The organism is Massilia sp. NBRC 108631, from assembly GCF_059704565.1.
The window spans coordinates 22285-41778 of sequence record NZ_BAAKJE010000019.1; the positions used below are offsets into that span (position 1 = coordinate 22285).

The 19494-nt window shown below is 68.7% G+C and carries 16 protein-coding genes; 9 read left to right on the forward strand and 7 right to left on the reverse strand.

Features of this window, described 5'->3' with window-relative positions; genetic code table 11:
- Positions 1-5 precede the first annotated feature (5 nt).
- Positions 6-548, reverse strand: coding sequence for a GNAT family N-acetyltransferase (locus tag AC6H42_RS01740; protein WP_057156779.1), 543 nt, complete (start codon positions 546-548; stop codon positions 6-8).
- 69 nt (positions 549-617) lie between these two features.
- Here AC6H42_RS01740 and AC6H42_RS01745 point away from each other — a divergent pair, with 69 nt between their 5' ends.
- A complete protein-coding gene (locus AC6H42_RS01745) occupies positions 618-1385 on the forward strand; it encodes a substrate-binding periplasmic protein (protein WP_497547271.1) in 768 nt (255 codons plus the stop codon).
- On the opposite strand, the gene nadB is transcribed toward AC6H42_RS01745, so the two are convergent.
- Positions 1382-2995 (reverse strand): L-aspartate oxidase, encoded by a 1614-nt coding sequence (nadB, locus tag AC6H42_RS01750; protein WP_057156626.1) that lies wholly within the window; start codon positions 2993-2995, stop codon positions 1382-1384. The genes AC6H42_RS01745 and nadB overlap by 4 nt on opposite strands.
- A gap of 223 nt (positions 2996-3218) precedes the next feature.
- Here nadB and AC6H42_RS01755 point away from each other — a divergent pair, with 223 nt between their 5' ends.
- Genes AC6H42_RS01755 through prsR form a run of 3 tightly spaced genes read left to right on the forward strand, consistent with a single transcriptional unit; the run spans position 3219 to position 8219 of the window.
- A complete protein-coding gene (locus AC6H42_RS01755) occupies positions 3219-4619 on the forward strand; it encodes a TIGR03013 family XrtA/PEP-CTERM system glycosyltransferase (protein ID WP_497547272.1) in 1401 nt (466 codons plus the stop codon).
- A complete protein-coding gene (gene prsK / locus AC6H42_RS01760; protein WP_497547273.1) occupies positions 4616-6832 on the forward strand; it encodes an XrtA/PEP-CTERM system histidine kinase PrsK in 2217 nt (738 codons plus the stop codon). The genes AC6H42_RS01755 and prsK overlap by 4 nt, the downstream gene beginning before the upstream one ends.
- Before the next feature lie 37 nt (positions 6833-6869).
- A complete protein-coding gene (gene prsR / locus AC6H42_RS01765) occupies positions 6870-8219 on the forward strand; it encodes a PEP-CTERM-box response regulator transcription factor (protein WP_497547274.1) in 1350 nt (449 codons plus the stop codon).
- A gap of 17 nt (positions 8220-8236) precedes the next feature.
- Here the strand turns inward: prsR and AC6H42_RS01770 are convergent, their stop codons facing one another.
- Genes AC6H42_RS01770 through AC6H42_RS01780 form a run of 3 tightly spaced genes read right to left on the reverse strand, consistent with a single transcriptional unit; the run spans position 8237 to position 9849 of the window.
- A complete protein-coding gene (locus AC6H42_RS01770) occupies positions 8237-8869 on the reverse strand; it encodes a tetratricopeptide repeat protein (RefSeq protein WP_497547275.1) in 633 nt (210 codons plus the stop codon).
- Positions 8870-8872: 3 nt separating this feature from the next.
- Positions 8873-9118 carry an acyl carrier protein gene (locus AC6H42_RS01775; RefSeq protein ID WP_497547276.1) on the reverse strand — a complete coding sequence of 82 codons (246 nt, stop codon included), beginning with the start codon at positions 9116-9118 and terminating at the stop codon, positions 8873-8875.
- A complete protein-coding gene (locus tag AC6H42_RS01780) occupies positions 9097-9849 on the reverse strand; it encodes a GNAT family N-acetyltransferase (protein WP_497547277.1) in 753 nt (250 codons plus the stop codon). Before AC6H42_RS01780 ends, AC6H42_RS01775 begins: the two co-directional genes overlap by 22 nt.
- A 129-nt stretch (positions 9850-9978) precedes the next feature.
- Between AC6H42_RS01780 and AC6H42_RS01785 the strand changes: the two genes are divergently transcribed.
- From AC6H42_RS01785 to AC6H42_RS01805, 5 genes are read left to right on the forward strand one after another with little or no spacing between them, the layout of a single operon-like run.
- A complete protein-coding gene (locus AC6H42_RS01785) occupies positions 9979-12072 on the forward strand; it encodes a glycosyltransferase (protein WP_497547278.1) in 2094 nt (697 codons plus the stop codon).
- Positions 12069-13595 carry a lipopolysaccharide biosynthesis protein gene (locus tag AC6H42_RS01790; RefSeq protein ID WP_497547279.1) on the forward strand — a complete coding sequence of 509 codons (1527 nt, stop codon included), beginning with the start codon at positions 12069-12071 and terminating at the stop codon, positions 13593-13595. The genes AC6H42_RS01785 and AC6H42_RS01790 overlap by 4 nt, the downstream gene beginning before the upstream one ends.
- 11 nt (positions 13596-13606) lie before the next feature.
- A complete protein-coding gene (locus AC6H42_RS01795; RefSeq protein WP_497547280.1) occupies positions 13607-14821 on the forward strand; it encodes a glycosyltransferase family 4 protein in 1215 nt (404 codons plus the stop codon).
- Positions 14811-16340 (forward strand): MBOAT family O-acyltransferase, encoded by a 1530-nt coding sequence (locus AC6H42_RS01800; protein ID WP_497547281.1) that lies wholly within the window; start codon positions 14811-14813, stop codon positions 16338-16340. The genes AC6H42_RS01795 and AC6H42_RS01800 overlap by 11 nt, the downstream gene beginning before the upstream one ends.
- 2 nt (positions 16341-16342) lie before the next feature.
- Positions 16343-17557 (forward strand): hypothetical protein, encoded by a 1215-nt coding sequence (locus AC6H42_RS01805; protein WP_497547282.1) that lies wholly within the window; start codon positions 16343-16345, stop codon positions 17555-17557.
- Positions 17558-17581: 24 nt separating this feature from the next.
- On the opposite strand, the gene AC6H42_RS01810 is transcribed toward AC6H42_RS01805, so the two are convergent.
- On the reverse strand, positions 17582-18703 hold the full coding sequence (locus AC6H42_RS01810) for a glycosyltransferase (RefSeq protein WP_497547283.1): 1122 nt from the start codon (positions 18701-18703) through the stop codon (positions 17582-17584).
- Positions 18687-19472, reverse strand: a complete 786-nt coding sequence (locus AC6H42_RS01815; RefSeq protein ID WP_497547284.1) for an XrtA-associated tyrosine autokinase — start codon at positions 19470-19472, stop codon at positions 18687-18689. Before AC6H42_RS01815 ends, AC6H42_RS01810 begins: the two co-directional genes overlap by 17 nt.
- Positions 19473-19494 lie beyond the last annotated feature (22 nt).

Below are 19494 nucleotides of genomic sequence, written 5' to 3' on the forward strand. Positions count from 1 at the left end.
GGACGCTAGCCTATCGGCTTGCGCATCCGGGCCAGCGGTACGCTGACGCTGCCCGGCAGCGTAATTTCAAACGGTTCGACGACCTCGAATCCGCTGGCCAGGTACAGCGGCACGCCGGGCATGGTGGCCGCCAGTTCCAGCGTCAGATAGCCCTGCGCAGCCGCTGCGCGCTGGCAATGCTCCATCAGCATTCGGCCCAAGCCTTGCCGGGCGGCCGACGGCGCCACGAAGAAGGCCCGGATGCGGCCGGCCTCGTGCGCCGGGTCGAGCAGGCGGTCCGGCCCGGTCTTGGTGCGGTCCGCGCCAAACAGCGTGGCGCGCTTGCTCCAGCCGCCGCAGGCCACCGCCTCCCCGTCGCGCTCGATAATGAAATAGGTGCCGTCCTCGATCAGCTGGGTATCCACCCCGAACACGTGGCGCGTTACCGCCTGCGCCTGCTCCGGGGTATAGTAGCCCGCGCTCAGCGCAATGCCGGCCTCGGCGATCAGCGCTTCCATGCGGGGGACGTCGTCCAGGCGGGCGGCGCGAAGGTGGTCATGTGTTGTCATGACCATACGTTAATGCAATTCTTTTGACTAGTCCATGCTCTTGGGTATCATGTGCGCATAGGAGATTCAATGCACAGACTACTCAATCCGGCCGCGGCGGCTGCCGCGCTGGTCCTGGCGCTGGCCCTGGCGGCGGCCGGCGCCGGTGCGCGCGAGCTGGTGGTGGTCGGCGCCCATTTCGAGCGCGTGTACGAGCGCCGCGCGGACGGCGAATTTACCGGCATGGGGCCGGACATAGTGCGCATGGTGGCGCGCCGCAACAAGGACACGGTGCGTTTCGAGCTGTATCCGTGGGCGCGGGCGCAGGCCATGGTGGCGCAGGGACTGGCCGATATTCTGGTCGGGCCCTACAAATCGGCCGAGCGGCTGGAGCGGATGGCGTTTTCGCGTTCGGCCTTTTACCGCGACGACATGGTGTTTTACACGCTGGCCGGCGCGGGGCACGGCTGGCAGGGCGACTACGCGGCGCTGGAAGGCAAATCCATCGTGGTCATGAACGGCTGGGCCTACGGCGCCGGCTTCGACGCGGCCCGTCCGCGCCTGCGCATCAGCGTGGCCAACAACGTGGAAAACGGGCTGCTGATGCTGACCTACAAGCATGTGGCCCTGTTCGCCAGCAACCGGCGCAATACCGAGCCGGTGCTGGCGGCGCTGAAGCTGAACGGGCAGGTGCTGGCGCTGCCGCAGGTGATCCAGGTGCAGGACGGCTATTTCGCCTTTCCCAGGCGCGCCAGCCACGACGCCATCCGCGCCAGCTTTGACAGCGCGTTCGACGCCTTGATCGAAAGCGGCGAGCTGAAGCGCCTTAGCCTGCGCTACGACGTGGATATTCCTTAACGCCGGGTCGGCGTCAGGATGCTGGGCAGCGCCTTCGGCAGCGTTTCCGGATAGTCGCGGCTAAAGTGCAGGCCGCGGCTCTCGCGGCGCTGCAGCGCGCTGTTGACGATCAGGCCGGCCACGTCCACCAGGTTGCGCAGCTCCAGCAGGTCGCTGGTGATGCGGAAATTCCGGTAGTACTCGTCGATCTCTTCCTTCAGCAGCGCGATGCGGTGCTGCGCCCGCTCCAGGCGCTTGGTGGTGCGCACGATGCCGACATAGTTCCACATGAAGCGGCGCAGCTCGTCCCAATTGTGGGCGATCACCACTTCCTCGTCGGCATCGGTCACCCGGCTCTCGTCCCAGTCCGGCAGGTAAGGGGCGCCCACCCGTTCCTTGCTTTCGATATCTTGCGCGCAGGCGCGGCCGATCACCACGCATTCCAGCAGCGAGTTCGAGGCCAGGCGGTTGGCGCCGTGCAGGCCGGTGCAGGCCGTTTCGCCCACGGCGTACAGGCCGGGCAGGTCGGTGCGGCCTTGCAGGTCGGTTACCACGCCGCCGCAGGTGTAGTGCGCGGCCGGCACGATGGGGATCGGCTCCTTGGTGATGTCGATGCCCAGCTCCAGGCAGCGCGCATAGATGGTGGGGAAGTGCTCGATCAGCCAGGCGGCCGGCTTGTGGCTGATGTCCAGGTGCACATAATCCAGGCCGCGTTTCTTGATTTCGAAGTCGATGGCGCGCGCCACCACGTCGCGCGGCGCCAGTTCGGCGCGCTCGTCGTGCGCCAGCATGAAGCGCATGCCGGCCGCCGGGCCCGCTTCGGGCGGCAGTTTCAGCAGGCCGCCTTCGCCGCGGATCGCTTCGGTGATCAGGAAGGACTTGGCGTAAGGGTGGTACAAGCAGGTCGGATGGAACTGGATGAATTCCATGTTGGCGACCCGGCAGCCCGCGCGCCATGCCATGGCGATGCCGTCGCCGCTGGCGGTGTCCGGGTTGGTGGTATACAGATAAACCTTGCCGGCGCCGCCGGTGGCCATCACGGTGTGCTCGGCGGCAACGGTGTGCACCTCGCCGCTGCGCACGTCCTGCACGTACAGGCCGTGGCACTTGGGCTGCAGGTTGCGGTGCTGCGACTTGGCGTCCAGCTTGTCGGAAGTGATCAGATCGATCGCGCAGTGGTGCTCGAACAGGCTGATGTTGGGGTGGGCGCGTACTTTTTGTTCCAGCGTGACCTGCACCGCGTGGCCGGTGGCGTCGGCGGCGTGGATGATGCGGCGCTGGCTGTGGCCGCCTTCCCGTGTCAGGTGGAAACCGAGCTCGGCGCTGTCGTCGCGCGTGAAGGGTACGCCCTGTTCGATCAGCCATTCGATGGCGGCGCGGCCGTTTTCCACGATGAAGCGGGTGGCATCGGCGTCGCACAGGCCGCCGCCCGCCACCAGGGTGTCGGCAATATGCTGGTCGTGGCTGTCGCCCGAGTCGAGCACGGCGGCAATGCCGCCCTGAGCCCAGTTGCTGGCGCCATCCAGCAGCTCGCGTTTCGAAATAATCGCCACCTTGCGCGTTTCGGCCAGGTGCAAGGCCACCGACAGGCCGGCCAGGCCGCTGCCGACAATCGCAACATCAAATTTCATGGTTCACGGTTCACATTGCTGAGTAGGGAAGCAAGACTATAGACGATTTGCCGCCAGGCGTCATGCGCCGGCCATTTTTACGCACGATGTTGATCTGGCGCGGGTTTGCTGCGCGCCGGGCTTGTCGCGGCTCAAGACGCATGCCGAATGTGCGCGGCATCATGGCTGAACCACTGCAGGCGCGGTGGCGCGGGCGCCCATCCGACGGGCGCGGGAGTGAGCCGTGATCCGTATCTTCAACCATTATGTTCCGCGCATGGCCTTTATCCTGCTGCTGATGGAGGTGATGCTGTTGCTGGCCACGGCCGGGCTGGCGTCGCTGGCCTGGCTGGCCGAGGCGCAGCGCGCCGTGAAGCCGGGCAGCGTGTACTGGAGCGCGCTGCTGTTTGCACTGCTGATCGTATTGAGCATGGGCACGCTGGGCATGTACCAGTCCGACTTCCGGCTGCACCCGGGCCACGCGCTGCGCCAGACGCTGCTGCGCATAGTGCCGGCGCTGCTGCTGGCGTTCGGGATGCTGAGCGCGCTGTCCAGCATGCTGCCCGCACTGCGCGTGGCGCAGCTGGGCGCGTTCGCCTTCCTGCTGGGCGGCGCGACGGTGCTGCTGACCCGGCTGCTGCTGTTTTCCACGGTGCGCACCGACCGCATGGCAGACCGGCTGATCCTGTTGGGCGATGGCGCGCTGGCGCAGGAATGCATGCAACTGGCGGTCAGCAAGCAAGGCTTTCAGCGCTTTCACGTGGTGGGCTGCGTGTCGGTGCCGGGCGAGGAGCGCCGGGTGGCCGTATCCTGCCTGTTGCCGGCCGGACCGTCGCTGCTGGAGCTGGCGCGCGCGCACGGCGCAGGCGAGGTGGTGGTGTCGCTGGGCGACCGGCGCGGCGGCGCCTACCCGGTGCGGCAATTGCTCGAATGTGTGCTGGGCGGCGTGCGGGTGGTGGACGCGGCCGCCTTCTTCGAGCGCGAAGCATGCCAGATCCGCATCGATACATTGCAGCCGAGCTACCTGATCTTTGGCGGCGGCTTCGACCAGAGTTTCCTCCGTGCAAGTGTGAAGCGCACATTCGATCTGGCCGCGAGCGGGGCCATCTGCCTGGCCGCCATGCCGGTGATGCTGCTGGCGGCGGCCTGTATCGTGGCCGAGGACGGCGGACCGGTGTTTTACCAGCAGGAGCGGGTGGGCAAGGACGGGCGTTTGTTCAGTGTGCTGAAGTTCCGCAGCATGCGCAGCGACGCCGAAGGCGACGGCAAGCCGCGCTGGGCCGCGCAGGACGATCCGCGCGTGACCCGGGTTGGGCACTGGATACGCAAGCTGCGCATCGACGAGCTGCCGCAGATGTTGAATGTGTTCCGCGGCGAGATGAGCTTTGTCGGCCCGCGTCCGGAGCGGGCGTATTTCGTCGGGCAGCTGGGCGAACAGGTGCCTTATTACAATGTGCGCCACAGCATCAAGCCGGGCATTACCGGGCTGGCGCAGGTGCGCTACCAGTACGGCGCCTCGGTGGACGACGCGGTGCGCAAGCTGCAATACGATTTGTATTATGTAAAGAACAATAGTCTGTTCCTCGACCTGCTGATCCTGATCGACACGGTGCAGGTTGTGCTGCTGGGCAAGGGGAGCCGATGATGCTGCAGACGGTCACCTTGTCCGCGCCCTTCGCCGCCGGCGCCAGCCACGCCCTGGCGGCGTTCACCTTCCTTCTGCTGGCGGCGCTGCTGCTGCCCGGATGGCGCCAGGGCCGCCACGCCACGCCGCTGGTCGCTGCCTGTCTGTTGACGGCGCTGTGGGCGGCGGCGGCCGCCGCTGCGGCGTTCTCCGGCGCTGCAGCGGAGGGCCGCGCGATGGCGGCGGCCGTTGCCGGCACCGTGACGGGGGGCGCGCGCCCGCAGCCAGGCTGGCTGATGCCGGTAGCAGAGGCGCTGGAGGCGGCACGCACCATCGCCTGGCTGGCATTCCTGCTGTCGCTGCTGACGCGCAGCGGTCCCACCCGCAGGGGCTTGCTGGCGGCGGCAGTGGCGGTGGCGCTGCTGCCGCTTGCCTATGGTGAGCTGGCCGGCGGGCGGGCGGCGGCACCACTGGCAGCACAGCAGGCAACACAAGAGACCGCGCAGCAGGCCGCATCGTCCGCCGGCCCGTCCGCTGCGCCGGCTGCGCGCGACGCCTTGTTGCCCCTCATCTGCCACGTGGTGCTGGCGGTCGGCGGACTGCTGCTGTTGGAACATCTCTACCGCAGTACGCCGCCGCACGAGCGCTGGGCCATCAAGTTTGCCTGTCTCGGCATTGGCCTGATGCTGGCGTACGATTTCTATCTGTACAGCGACGCCTTGCTGTTCCGGCGCATGAGCGGCGAGCTGTGGGCGGCGCGCGGGCTGGTGTGCGCTTTCGCGGCGGCGCTGCTGGCGGTGGCGGCTGCGCGCAATCCGCGCTGGACGGTAGGGCTGGCGCTGTCTCGGCAGATGCTGTTCCGCTCGGCAGCGCTGATCGGCAGCGCCCTGTACCTGCTGGCCATGGCTGGCTGCGCCTGGTACTTGCGCAGCTTCGGCGGGGCCTGGGGGCCGCTGATGCAAGCCGCATGGATGGCTGGCGCGGCTATCGTACTGGCAGGCGTGCTGTTCTCCGGCGCCATGCGCGCCCGCGCAAAAGTGTTCATCAGCAAACATTTTTACCAGACCGGTTTCGACTACCGCGAGGAGTGGCAGCGCTTTACGCGCACGCTGTCGCTGGATGGGCCGGATTTGGGACTGCGCGTGGTGCAGGCGCTGGCCGCGCTGGTGGAGAGTCCAGCCGGGGCCTTGTGGCTGCGGCGGCACGACACGGCGGGCGACCGCTGCGAGGCGGCGGCCAGCTGGAACCTGGCGCGGCAGCACGGCGACACCAGCGCCGCCTTCTGCCAGTTTCTCGAGCAGCGCCAGTGGGTGCTGGACGTGCCGGAAACCCTGGCGCAGCCGGAGCGCTACGCCGGACTGGAGCTGCCGCTGTGGCTGCAGGGCGTGCCGCAGCTGTGGCTGCTGGTGCCGCTGATGCTGCACGGGCGGTTGTATGGCTTGGTGGCGTTGACCCAGCCGCGCACCGCGCTGGAGCTGAACTGGGAAGTGCGCGATCTGCTCAAGATTGCAGGCAGCCAGGCCGCCAGTTACCTGGCGCACCAGGAATCGTCCGATGCGCTGGCCGTGGCGCGCCAGTTCGAGTCGCTCAACCGCATGTCGGCATTCGTGGTGCACGACCTGAAGAACCTGGTGTCGCAGCTGTCGCTGCTGCTGGCCAACGCCGGGCGCCACAAGGCCAATCCGCAGTTCCAGCAGGACATGCTGGACACCCTGGCCCATTCGGTGCGCAAGATGACGCTGCTGCTGCAAAAGCTCAGCCGCGGCGACACGCCGGAACGCAACGTGCCCCTGCCGCTGGCCCAGGTGCTGGCGCAAGCGGTGCAGGCGCGCGCCGCCGCCCGGCCGCGCCCGCAGCTGACGGTGCTCGACCCCAGCCTGCACGTGGTGGCTGACTGGACCCGCCTGGAGCGCGTGCTGGGCCACCTGATCCTCAACGCCATCGAAGCCACGCCGCCCGACGGCAGTGTGACGCTGCTGCTGCGCCGCGACGGCGACAGCGCGCTGATCGAACTGTCCGACAGTGGCGCCGGCATGAGCGAGCAATTCATCCGCGAGCGCCTGTTCCGGCCGTTCGACACCACCAAGGCGGCGGGCATGGGGATCGGCGTGTTCGAAAGCCGCGAATACCTGGGCGGCATCGGCGGGCGGCTGGAAGTGAGCAGCGAGTGCGGGCGCGGCACCACGTTCCGGGTGTCGCTGCCGCTGTACGCCGTGGCCGAGGCGGCGGCCTGACCCTATCTGGACCTATCTGGACATTTGTGGAGCGACCATGCCAAGAAAGAAATTGCTGGTGGTGGAGGACGATCCGGGCTTGCAGAAGCAGTTGCGCTGGGGGCTGGACGAATACGACGTGCTGGTCGCGGACCGGCGCGAGCAGGCGCTGGCCCAGCTGCGGCGGCACCAGCCCTGCGTGGTGACCATGGACCTCGGCCTGCCGCCGGACCCGGACGGCGCCTCCGAGGGGCTGGCGCTGCTGCGCGACATCATCACGGCGGCGCCGGAGACCAAGGTCATCGTCCTGTCCGGCAATCAGGACCGCGGCAATGTGCTGAAGGCGGTCGGCATGGGCGCTTACGACTTCCAGCAAAAGCCGCTCGATGCGGACCTGCTGCGGCTGGTGATCCAGCGCGCCTTCTTCCTGCACGGCGTGCAGCAGGACAACCAGCGCATGCTGCAGATCGAGGCCGACTCACCGCTGGCCGGCATCATCAGCCGCGATCCCGGCATGCTCAAGGTGTGCCGCAGCGTGGAGAAGGTGGCGCCCTCGTCGGCCAGCGTGATGCTGCTGGGCGACTCCGGCTGCGGCAAGGAACTGGTGGCGCGCGGCCTGCACCGGCTCAGCGGGCGCCGCGAGCGGCGCTTCGTCGCCATCAATTGCGCGGCGATCCCGGAGCACTTGCTGGAGAGCGAGTTGTTCGGTTACGAAAAAGGGGCGTTCACCGGCGCCGTGCGGCAAACCCTGGGCAAGATCGAGCTGGCGCATGGCGGCACCTTCTTCCTGGACGAGATCGGCGACATGGCGGCGCCGCTGCAGGCCAAGCTGCTGCGCTTCCTGCAGGAACGGGTGATTGAAAGGGTGGGCGGCCGGGCCGAGATCGCGGTCGACGTGCGGGTGGTGTGCGCCACGCACCGCAACCTGAAGGCGCTGGCCGAGCAGGGGCAGTTTCGCGAGGACTTGTACTACCGCCTGAGTGAAATCGTGCTGGCGATCCCGCCGCTGCGCGAGCGCGAGGGCGACCGGGTGCTGCTGGCCCAGCATTTCAAGAACCGCTTCTGCGTCAGCGAACACCGGCCCACGCTGCACTTCCGGCCGGAGGCGCTGGCCGCGATCGATGCCTACGCCTGGCCGGGCAATGTGCGCGAGATGGAAAACTGCATCAAGCGCGCCGTCATCATGGCCGAAGGATCGCAAATCACGCTGGAAGACCTGGGGCTGCCGCATGTGGCGGGCCAGGAAGAGGAGAACATCGATCTGCGGCGCGCGCGCGACGCGGCCGAGTACAGGGTAATGATCAAGGCGCTGGCGCGGGTGGACGGCAACATCCTGCGCGCCGCGGAACTGCTGGGTGTCAGCCGCCCGACGCTATATGACCTGATGAGCCACCACGGCATCAAGTAGGCGCCCTCCGGCGCGGCCTAGTCCCGCCACTGGCCCGCAGCGGTGAGCTTGTTGCGCAAGCCGGGCAGGGGGAAGCCCAGGCTGTAGGCGCGCTCGGCGGACTGGCGCGCGGCGGCGTAGTCCTTCTTCTTGAAATGGAGCAAGCCCAGGTTGTAGTGGCTGGTGGCGTTTTCCGGCTCCAGTTGCACTGCGATGTCCAGGTGCTCGCGCGCCAGGTCAAGCTTGTCCTGCGCCAGCAGGAAGCCGGCATAGATGGAATGCACCTTGGCGTCCTTGGGCCGGTAGCCCAGCGCGCGCTGGAAAAAGCAGTCGGCGCTGAATTTGGCGCCCTGCGGCTGCATGTTCTTGTCGCGCAGCGCCAGCTTGGCGAGCGAGCTCAGCGCGCGGGGGTGATTCGGGAAGTGCTCCAGCGTGTACGACAGGTCGCCGCCCAGATAGCTGCGGTTGCCATGCTTCAGGCTTTCCACGGCGGGCGTGAAATGGTAGCTCTCGACCACCTGCAAATCCTGGCGGTCGTTGGCGTCGTTGTAGTCGCCGCCGACCTCGGTCTTGACGTAGGGCGGGCAGTCGGCGCGGGCCGGCGCCGCTGCGGCGATCAGGGCCAGCAGCGCGAGGCCGGAAGCGAGCAAGATGGCGGTATTCGGTTTCATGGGCTAGTCCGCGAGCTTGCATTGCACGAAGGCAGCCAGGCTGCCCAGGGTTTCGAAATGGCGGGCGCTGATTTCGTCGTCCTCGACCTGGATGTGGAACTGGCTCTCGATCGCGGCGATGACGCTGGCCACGCTCATTGAATCGAGTTCGGGCAGCGCGCCCAGCAGCGGCGTGGCCGCTTCCATGGACAGCGCCGGCAGCGCTAGCGTGGTGCGCAGGATGTCGTTCAGTTCGTCGAGACAGGGCATGGCGGCTCCGGGTTGGCGCCGGGTTCCAGCGTGCTGGTGTCGAACAGCAGCTCGGGGAAGGCGGCGGGGTTGCGTGACAGGTGAAAATAAGGCGCCTGGGTGGCGAAGGTCCATTGCCATGCGCCGCAGGTGAGGAAGACGGCCGAACCGAGCGTGACCGCGCCCAGCCGCGCATGGGCGCCGCGCGAGGCCGGGTTGTAGGCGGAAATGCGGCTGCAGGTCCAGCGCATGCCCTGGCTGCGCATCATGGCATGGGCCTCGCTCCACAGGCGGCGGAACAAGGGGCCAAGCCGGTAATCGGGCGCCACGTATACGTCGAAGTCCCACAGCGACTGGGCCGACGCCAGGCGGTAGCGCGCGCGCACCTCGTCTTCCTGGTAGGCGTGCGGCAGGAACCACAGGAAGCCGGCCAGCTGGTCGCCGTGCCAGGCCTGCAGCGTTTGCGCGCCCTGCGCAAAGCGCTGGCTGATCACCGCGCGGGGCCGCGGATGGGCCAGCGGGACGTCGCGCCCGGCGCTGGCCAGCCGCACCGTGAACATGGCGCCGCGCTCCGGGATCGCCGGCTTGCGCGGCTTGCGCGGAGCGGCGGACTGCGCAATGGGCTGGGCCACGAAGTAGTACTTACGCAGGCGCCAGCCGAGGCGGGACAGCAGGCGGTCCAGCCCGTAGCACAGGGTATTGAGCCAGCCGAGCTGGGCGGCGGTGCGGCGGAGTCGGTTTGCGGTCTTCATCGGATCATTTGACTCCGGCTCGGCGGATGGTACTTTGCGGTGGCGCAAGCACTGGTTTGAGTAAGCGCAAAGAGCAACAGGCAGCCGCTCCGTAGACTGGTTAGCACCATCGAACCGGGGAGAACCGCCTTGCTTACCGTAATCATGGCGACCCGCAACGGCGCCGCCACCTTGCCGCGTGTGCTGGAAGCGTATTGCGCCTTGGCAATCCCGCCGCAGGGCTGGCGCTTGCTGGTGGTCGACAACGGCAGCACCGACCAGACCCGCGCCATTCTCGACAGCCATGCCGGGCGCTTGCCCCTGTGCTGCCTGCATGAGGCGCGGCCGGGCAAGAACGTGGCCTTGAACCGCGCCCTGGCCTGCGCCCTGGCGCACGCTGAACCCGACGGCGGGCTGTTCGTGTTTACCGACGACGATGCCACGCCGGCGCCGGACTGGCTGCTGCGCCTGGCCGAAGCGGCCCAGGCCCAGCCCGGCTACGCGGTGTTTGGCGGCAGCATCGTCGCCGACTGGGCCGAACCGCCGCCGGAGTGGGTGCTGCGGCTGGTACCGCTGGGCATGACCTTCGGCATCACCTCGCCCAGCTTGCCGGAGGGGCCGGTGTTTCCCGGGCTGGTGTGGGGCGCCAACATGGCGGTGCGGCGCGCGGTGTTCGAGGCCGGCTACCGTTTCGATGAAAGCGTGGGACCGAACGGCGGCGCATACGCGATGGGCAGCGAGACCCAGCTGACACGGCGCCTGAGCGAGGCCGGCTTCCTGCCGTGGTTCTGCCCGGCGGCGCGGGTGGCGCACCATATCCGCGCGCACCAGGCCGAGGCCGGTCACATCCTGGCGCGGGCCTGGCGCTTTGGCCGGGGCAAATTCCGGCAGGACAGCCATGCGGGGCGCGGCCCGTATCCCTATCTGCTGCGGGTGCCGCGCTGGATGTGGAAGCGGCTGGCGCTGGAAGGCATGGGCCTGGCGCGTGCGCTGCTGCTGCGCGATACGGACCAGCAATTCCTGCGGCGCTGGGAAATTGCGTATCTGCGCGGGTATCTGTACGAGGCCTGGCGCCGCCAGCCGGGCAGCGGACGCCGGGTGCTGATCACCGGCTACTCCGGCGCGCTGGGCGGCATGGAGATGCGCATGGCGCAAGAGGCGCGTTTCCTGAACGCGGCCGGCTGCGACAGCACGCTGGCGCTGCACCGCTTCCCGGGCAGCGACGCCTGGCGCCGCGACTTGCGGGCCGAGCGCATCGCCGCCTCGGTGCTGAGCGTGCCGCTGTTTTTTGAGCAATGGCGCTGGCGCCGCCTGAACCGGCTGCGCGCCGCGCTGTGGACCCGGCGCACGCTGGTGCGCTACCGGGCCGACCTGGTGCACGTGGCCTTTTGCTGGACCGGCTACGGCGCCTCGGCGCTGTGGCTGGCGCAGCGCTGCGGCCTGCCAGCCGTGATCAGCGTGCACAACGCCTTCCCGCCGGTGGAGTATGGCGCATGGCACCGCGCTTTGCTGACGCAGGCCTTCAGCGCGGTGCGCGGCATTTACGCGGTGTCGGAATCGGCGCTGCAGCACTTCATGGCGCTGTACCATCCCTACATCCCGACCGGCACGCGGCTGGCGGTGATACCGAACGGCGTGGACACGCGGCGCTTCCGGCCGTCTTGCGCACTGCGCGCCGAGGCCAGACGCGGCTGGCATATTCCGCCCGGCAGCCTGGTGATCGGTTCGGTGGCGCGGCTGGCGGACCAGAAGCGGCCCCACGCGGCCTTGGCACTGCTCGCTTCGCTCAGGGCGGAGTTTCCGCAACTATACCTGGTGCTGGTGGGCGAGGGGCCGCTGGAAGAGGCGCTGCGGCGCCAGGCGGCCGAGCTGGGACTGACCGAGTACGTGGTGTTCGCCGGATTCCAGCACGCGGTCGAACGCTTGCTGCCGGGATTGGACGTGCATATCCTGCTGAGCCGTAACGAGGGCTTCGGCATTGCCACCATCGAAGCCATGGCGTGCGGCGTGCCGGCCGTCGGCACCGACGTGCCGGGAACGGCCGATGTGTTGCGCGGCAGCGCCGGCGGGCTGCTGGCGCCGCTGGACGATGCGGATGCGCTGAGCCGCGCGGTGGCGGCGCTGCTGCGCGACCCGCAGCGTCGCGCCTGCATGGGGCGCAGCGGACGGCACGAAGTCGAGCGCCTGTACAGCCAGGAACAGGTCGGCCAGATGGTGCACGCCTTTTACCGCGGGCTGGTGTGAGCAGGCCGGCGCAAGCGCCGGCGGCGCCGCCGGCCCCGATGGCCGTGCGGCGTTCGCTGGCGCTGTCGTTTGGCGAGCGCTACATTTTGCTGGGCCTGGCACTGGGCGGCAGCATGGTGCTGGGGCGCTTGCTGACACCGTCCGAGGTCGGCCTGTATTCGATCGCCGCCGTGCTGGCCGGCCTGGCCCAGGTGCTGCGCGATTTCGGCGTGGGCCAGTACCTGATGCAGGAAAAGGAGCTGACCCGGGACAAGCTGAGGGCGGCGCTGTGCGTCAGCGTGGGCAGCGCCTGGACGCTGGGCCTGCTGGTGCTGCTGGCGGCCGCGCCGCTGGCGCGCTTTTACAGCGCGCCGGGCTTGCGGCCGGTACTGCAGTTGCTGGCGCTGAATTTCCTGATGGTGCCGTTTACCGCGCTCACGATCGCCATGCTGCGGCGGCAAATGCGCTTCGGCGCCATCCTCGCCATCAACGCCAGCGGCGCGGCAACGCAGGCGGCTGGTTCGATCTGGCTGGCCTGGCAAGGCTGGGGCAGCCTTAGCCTGGCCTGCGGCGCGGTGGCCGCCAGTGGCGCGGCGCTGCTGGCCAGCATGGCGGTTCGGCCGCCCGGCCTGCCATGGCTGCCGCACTGGCGTGGCGCGGGCGGTGTGCTGCGTTTCGGCGGCTACGCGGCAGGGGGCGGCTTGATCGACGAGGCCGGCGTGGCGGCGCCGGACCTGATCGTGGGCAAGCTGATCGGCATGGCGGGCGCCGGCATCTATGGCAAGGCGCAAAGCGTCATCAGCATCTTCAACCAGGCCATCACCAGCGCGGTGTCGCCGGTGGCGTACGCGCTGTACGCGTCGCAGTCGCGCGCCGGACAGGACGCGCGGCAAGCCTACCTGAAGACCATCGGCTGCATGACTGCGCTGGCCTGGCCATTTTTTGCCTGCCTGGGGCTGATGGCGCTGCCGCTGGTGCGTTTGTTATACGGCGATCAATGGGACGCCGCAGTGCCTTTGATCCAGGTCATGTGCGGCGCTTCCGCTCTGTATAGCATGTTCAGCATGGCCCGCTATCTGTTCCTGGCGGGCGGACACGTGCGGGCACAGGCGCGGCTGGACGCGGTGTCGGTGCCGCTGCGCATCGCGGCGCTGCTGGTGGCCGCGCCGCTGGGCCTGGATTATGTGGCCTGGGGCGTATTGGCCGGCACGCTGGCGCGCAGCTGGCTGACGTGGCGCTGTCTGGCGCGGCTGGGCGGGCTGCCCTTTAGACCGCAGTGCGCGGCGGTGGTGCGCAGCGCTGCGTTGGCGGGCTTGACGGTGCTGGCCCCGCTGGCTGCGCGCATGGCGCTGCCAGCGGGGCTGTTGCAGCTGCTGGCCGCCGGCTTCGGGGCGCTGCTGCTGTGGGTGGCCGGCGTGCTGTGGTTCAAGCATGCGCTGGCCGCCGAGCTGCTGCAGCTGTGCGGCACGCTGCAGCTGCGGCTGCGCTCCAGGGCGCGCCGCGCACCGCTCCGGCGCCGCTGGCGATTCTGGGACACCAACTGAAGGAGGCGGCGATGCGTGTGGGCATATTGTCTTATCCGATGCTGTTCCAGCGTGAAGGCGGACTGCAGGTGCAAGTGCGCGAGACCATCGCCGCGCTGAACCAGCTGGGCCAAGTCGATGGCCGTGGCCTGCATGTCGAGCTGGCCGACCCCAACCGCAATCGGCTGGACGAATACGATGTCATACACGTGTTTGCCGCCATCAACGGCAACCACCGCGTGGTCGAAGCGGCGCGCGAGATGGCGGTGCCGGTGGTGCTCTCGCCGCTGGTGTCGCCCGGCTGGAACCGTGCCAGCGGCTTGCGCGCGCGGATGGCGGACCGGCTTGCCGGGCGCCTGACGGCCTGGAACGTGCAAACCAGCTACGCGCAGATGAAGAGCGCGCTGCAGCTGGCGCAGCTGGTGATTGCGCTGGGCGAGGCGGAACGCACGGCCATCATGGACGGCTTCCAGATCGCTGCCGCCAAGATCCGCGTATTCCCCAACGGCATAGCACCGCAGTTCTTCTCCGCCGATCCCGGCTTGTTCCGCCGCCGCACCGGCATCGACGGGCCGTTCGTGCTGATGGTGGGCGGCATCTCGCCGTATAAGAACCAGCTGGGGCTGGTGCAAGCGCTGGCCGGCTGCGCGCTGCCGGTTGTGCTGATCGGCCACGCCGCGCGCGAGTGCGAGCCTTACCTGAAGAATGTGCTGGCACTGCCGTGGGCGCGCTGGCTGGGGGAGCTGCCGCATGACGACCCCATGCTGGCCAGCGCTTACGCGGCAGCGTCCGTGGTGGCGCTGCCGAGCCAGGGCGAAGTGCTGCCGCTGTCGGTGCTGGAGTCGCTGGCGGCCGGCACGCCCGTGGTGCTGACCAAGGAAAACGCGCTGTGCCTGCCCGGCAGCGGCTTTGCGCTGAAGGAAGTGGCGTGGGACGACAGCGCGGCGCAGCGCGGCGCCGTGGCCCAGCTGATGGCGGCGCGGCCGGACCGCGCGCAGGTGCAGGCGCTGGTGGCGCACTACACCTGGCAGCGGGTGGCGGCGCAAATTGCCGGCTGCTACGCCGAGCTGGCGGCGCCGAAGCTGGGCGGGGACGCGGTTCCGGCCCTGGCCGGTGATGAAGCGCGCCTAGTCGCCGGCAAACCGGGCGGCGCTGCGATGGCGGGATGGGACCGGGCAGCGGCTGCTGGCCTGGACCGCGCGCACGGGAAGGGCCGCGCTGCGCCGGGAGCCGGGCGTGCTGTTTAATTCGTTCAGCTTCCTCTTCCTCTACCTGCCGCTGGTGCTGTCGGGCTACTTCCTGCTTGGCCGCATCGACCCGCGCTGGGCCATGGCCTGGCTGGCGGCGGCGTCGCTGTTCTTCTACGGCTACTGGGACCTGCGCTATCTGCCCCTGCTGCTGGCATCCATCTGCGGCAACTACGGCGCCGGCGTGCTGATCGCGCGCGCTGCCGAGCCCGCGCGCAAGCGCATTCTGGCCGCCGCGCTGGCCGCCAACCTGCTGCTGCTGGCTTACTACAAGTACGCCAATTTCTTCATCGGCGCACTGATGCCGGACGGCGCAGCCTGGGCCGGCTGGAATATCGTGCTGCCGGTCGGCATTTCCTTCTTTACCTTCACGCAGATTGCCTTCCTGGTCGATTGCTACCGGGGCGAAGTAAGGGTAGGCCGCTTCGTCCACTATGTCCTGTTCGTCAGCTATTTCCCGCACCTGGTGGCGGGACCGGTGCTGCACCACAAGGAAATGATGCCGCAGTTCGGCGATCCGGCCAACGCCCGGCCGCATAGCGCCTACTTCGCTGTCGGCCTGTCGATTTTCGTGGTGGGCCTGGCCAAGAAAGTGCTGTTGGCCGATACGCTGGCGCCGCTGGCCGCGCCGGTGTTTGCGGCCGGTGCGCATCCGCAGCTGGTGGAGGCGTGGATAGGGGTGCTGGCATATACCTTCCAGCTGTACTTCGACTTTTCCGGCTACTCGGACATGGCCATCGGGTTGTCGCTGCTGTTCGGCGTGCGGCTGCCGCTCAATTTCAACTCGCCCTACAAGGCGCACAACATCAGCGCGTTCTGGCGCCGCTGGCATATGACGCTGTCGCGGTTCCTGCGCGACTATTTGTATATCGCGCTGGGCGGCAACCGTGCCGGACGCGTGCGCCGCTATGTCAACCTGCTGGCAACCATGGTGCTGGGAGGACTGTGGCATGGCGCCGGCTGGACGTTTGTTGCCTGGGGCGCGCTGCACGGCTGCTACCTGGTGCTGCACCAGGGCTGGCGGCATTGGCGCGGCAATGCCGGGCCGGGACGCACGGCCGCTGCCGAAGCCGCCGTGCGGTGGTGGGCCGCGCCGCTCACTTTCCTGGCGGTGATGGTGGGGTGGGTGCTGTTCCGCGCCCCCGACCTGGCGACGGCCGGCGACATCCTCGGCGCGCTGGCGGGCGCCAATGGCGTATCGTTGCCGCGCAGCCTGCAGGGACTGGCCGCGCCGCTGGCCGGACTCGGCTTGCAGCCGGAGTTCGGCGGCCTGCGGTGGATATCCTTGGACGGGCCAGGCTTGCCGGCTTTGCTGGCGGCCGCCGTGCTGGCGTTTGGCGCGCCCAACACACAGGAAATATTCTGTCACCACCGGCCCTGCATTGAAAGAATATTTCGCGCCGTTCCAGGGCGGGCCTGGCGCCCCAGCCGCGGCTGGAGCGTGGCGCTGGCGACCCTGTTCATCTGCTGCGTGTTCAATATGAACCGCGTGTCCGAATTCCTCTACTTCCAGTTCTGACCATGCGCGCCTATCTGAGCTTGTTCCTCGGCGTGTCGGCCAGCGTAGTGGGCGCCGTGGCCGCGCTCAACTACGCGGTCGATCCCTATCTGACGCATCAATGGGACACGCCGCCGGTGCAGGCGCTGCGGCCGGTGCGTGAACGGCTGGGCGCGTGGGCCAAGACCTACGCGCTGGCGCGCTATCAGCCGGCCGTGGTTTATGTGGGCAATTCGCGCACCGAGGTGGCGTTGCCGGCGCATCCTTCGCTGTTCGGCGGGCGCCCCGTGTTCAACGCGGCGCTATCGGGCGCCACCGTAAACGAGGCTGGCATGATGGCGCACCACGCGGCGCAGGTGGCGAAACTGGACACGCTGGTGTGGGGGCTGGACGCGCCATCGTTTTCGCTGGAGGTGGGAAATAGCGAACTGGACGAGGCGCTGCTGGCCAGCGGCGACGGCTATCTCGCCCGGCGCCTGCTGCTCAATCTGAAACGCGCTGTCAGCCTGGAGATGGCAGGCGACACGCTGCAGGTGCTGAACGGCAGCTACGAGCCGGTATGCCGTTCCAGCCTGGCCTTGCTCGGCCAGCGCGACGCGCTGTGCTTGCAGCACCGCTTTGCGCAAAAAGGCGGCACCGCCGCCGCTGTGCTGCCGCGCTTGCGCGAGTTCGTGCGCGGCGGGGGGCCGTCGGCAGAGGCACTGGCGGTGTTCCAGGGCCGCGTCGATGCGCTGTGCAACAAGGGCACCCGGGTGCGCTTGTACATCAACCCCACGCATGCGTCCATGCAGGACGCGCTGTACTGGGCGGGCAAGGGGGACACGATGGCGTCCTGGATGCACGCGCTGGCGCAGGCGGCCAGCGAGCGCCGGGCGCGCGGCTGTGACGTGACGCTGCACGACTTTTCCGGCTACAACAGCGTGACGACGGAGCCGGTGCCGCAGGCCAGCGGGCAGGCCGACATGGCGAACTACTGGGAGCCGTCGCATTACCGCGAGAACGTGGGGCGCATGATACTGGCGCGCCTGCTCGGCGCTGCGCCGGCGGCGGCCGACGGCTTCGGCGCCGAGCTGACGCCGGCCAGTTTACCGGCGCACCTGGCGTTGATGCGCACCGCGCGCGAACGCTATCACGCGCGGCATGGCGTGGAAACCGCGCTGGCCCGGCAGGCAGCCGTGGAGGCGATGGCGGCGTCGCAGCCGCCATTCAAGCGCGGCGCACAGCAAGCGGCGCGCTAGCCTGCTGTGCCCGGCGTGGCGCGCTCAGCGGGCTTCGCGCGCCAGCAGGGTGTCGTATAGCGCGAGGTAGCGGTCGGCCACTGCAGCCAGGCTGTGGTGGGCGAGTACGAGGCGGCGCGCGCGCTGGCCGTGGCGGCGCGCCAGGCCGGGAATGCGGTAGTAGTCCCCGATGGCGTCGGCTAGCAGGTCGGGCGTGCCGGGCGGCACCAGGGTGCCGGTCCAGCTGGCTTGCACCAGTTGCGGATTGGCGCCGGCCATCACCGCCACCACCGGCAAGCCGCTCGCCATGGCTTCCAGGATGCGCAGGTTGCCACTGCCGCAAGGCGGCGGATGCGGGGCCGGCGCCACAAACACGTCCATCGAACGCATCAGGCGCGCCGTGTCGTCCCGGTTGCCGGGCAGCCACGCCAGATGGGCCATGCCGGCCGCGCACAGCACGGCTTTGCATGTGTCGCGGCAGGGCCCGTCGCCGGCGATGATCAGGCGCAGCGGGGTGTCGTTTCGGTCCTGCTCGGTAACCATGGTCAGGAAAGCCTGCACCAGCGACAGGTGGTCCTGCGCGCTGTCCATCGGTCCCACTGCGCCGATGACGAATGCGTTCTCGCACAGGAAGCCGGGCGGTCCGATCGAGGTGGCGGCCGGTCCCAGGCGCGGGTGGAACTGGGTGCTGTCGATGGCGCCGTGGTCCGGATGGATGCGGATCTGGCAAGCACCCAGGGTATCGGCCAGCCAGTTGCCCAGCACGTGGCGCGGCGGCAGGCTGGAGGCCGGCTGCGCGTTGGGCAGGCGGATCCGGATGCCCGCCAGCGCCGCCAGCAGCTGGGCGCGCAGGCTGCGGGTGTGCATCAGGTCCGGCTGCAGGCGGCGCAGCAGCCGGAACAGGCGCAAGCAGGCCGTCCAGCCCAGGCCGCCAGCCTGGTTCAAGCTCATTACCTGCACGGTGGCGCCGTCGTGCCGCAGCTCGTATTCCGCATCGCCGTGCAGCGTCAGCACCACGTGGCGGTAGCGTCCGGCCGGCATTTGCCGCAGCAGCTTGAACAGGCTGTCGTCGCGGCCGTCCGCCGGCAGGCGCTCGACCAGGTGCAGCACCATGGGGGCATGGACGGCCGCGCCCTGGCGCCCGGCCAGCCTATTCGTAATAGCCATAGTATTCGGTGCCCGGAAAGGCCTTGATCTTGTTGTAGATCAGGTTGATGTGCTTGCACGAGTCGAGCAGGCGCAGCGCCTCCCGCACCGCATTCTGGGTGGTGGTTTCGGCTTCGACCACCATCACCACCTGGCCCATCTGCGAGGCCAGCACGCTCGCTTCCGTGGTAATCAGCAGCGGCGGCGAGTCGAAGATGACGATGCGGTCGGCGTAGCGGTTGGCGATTTCGCTGAGGAGCGTGCTCATGCTGCGGCTGGCCAGCAGTTCGGTGGCGTGGCGGTTGCTGCGCCCGGCCGGCAGGATGCTCAGCGCGGGCACATTGGTTTTCAGGATCACGTCGGCCAGCTCCAGTTCGTCGTTCAGCAGGATGTCCATCAGGCCAGGCTCGGTCCCCAGGCCGAGCACCTTCAGCACCGACGGGCGCGCCACGTCGGCGTCCACCAGCAGCACCGTGATGTCGCGCTCCATGGCGATGCTCATGGCCAGGTTGATGGCGCAGTAGGTCTTGCCTTCGCCCGGCAGCGCGCTGGTGACGACGATCAGGTTGCCGTTGCGGATCGGCGGCGTGCTGTCGCCGCGCAGGTTGCGCAGCAGCGGGCGCTTGATGATGCGGAAGTCCTCGGCCGCAGGCGTGCGCCCGCCCTCGTGGGTGACCATGCCCATCTGCGTCATGCGCTCAAGGTCCAGCGTGACGCTGCGCTGGCTGCGCGCGGGCCGGTCGGTTGTCAGCCGCTCGACGGCGGCGTCCAGGTTGTCGTGTACGGTCATGTATGCCTCCGGCGAAGATGGG

Excerpts from the sequence above, each read along its gene's own strand:
- AC6H42_RS01745 (WP_497547271.1), top strand. The coding sequence starts at position 618 with ATGCACAGACTACTCAATCCGGCCGCGGCGGCTGCCGCGCTGGTCCTG.
- AC6H42_RS01805 (WP_497547282.1), top strand. The coding sequence starts at position 16,343 with ATGCGCGCCTATCTGAGCTTGTTCCTCGGCGTGTCGGCCAGCGTAGTG.
- AC6H42_RS01740 (WP_057156779.1), bottom strand. The coding sequence starts at position 548 with ATGACAACACATGACCACCTTCGCGCCGCCCGCCTGGACGACGTCCCC.
- AC6H42_RS01775 (WP_497547276.1), bottom strand. The coding sequence starts at position 9,118 with ATGCCCTGTCTCGACGAACTGAACGACATCCTGCGCACCACGCTAGCG.
- prsR (WP_497547274.1), top strand. The coding sequence starts at position 6,870 with ATGCCAAGAAAGAAATTGCTGGTGGTGGAGGACGATCCGGGCTTGCAG.
- AC6H42_RS01770 (WP_497547275.1), bottom strand. The coding sequence starts at position 8,869 with ATGAAACCGAATACCGCCATCTTGCTCGCTTCCGGCCTCGCGCTGCTG.
- AC6H42_RS01815 (WP_497547284.1), bottom strand. The coding sequence starts at position 19,472 with ATGACCGTACACGACAACCTGGACGCCGCCGTCGAGCGGCTGACAACC.
- prsK (WP_497547273.1), top strand. The coding sequence starts at position 4,616 with ATGATGCTGCAGACGGTCACCTTGTCCGCGCCCTTCGCCGCCGGCGCC.
- AC6H42_RS01795 (WP_497547280.1), top strand. The coding sequence starts at position 13,607 with ATGCGTGTGGGCATATTGTCTTATCCGATGCTGTTCCAGCGTGAAGGC.
- nadB (WP_057156626.1), bottom strand. The coding sequence starts at position 2,995 with ATGAAATTTGATGTTGCGATTGTCGGCAGCGGCCTGGCCGGCCTGTCG.
- AC6H42_RS01810 (WP_497547283.1), bottom strand. The coding sequence starts at position 18,703 with ATGGCTATTACGAATAGGCTGGCCGGGCGCCAGGGCGCGGCCGTCCAT.
- AC6H42_RS01780 (WP_497547277.1), bottom strand. The coding sequence starts at position 9,849 with ATGAAGACCGCAAACCGACTCCGCCGCACCGCCGCCCAGCTCGGCTGG.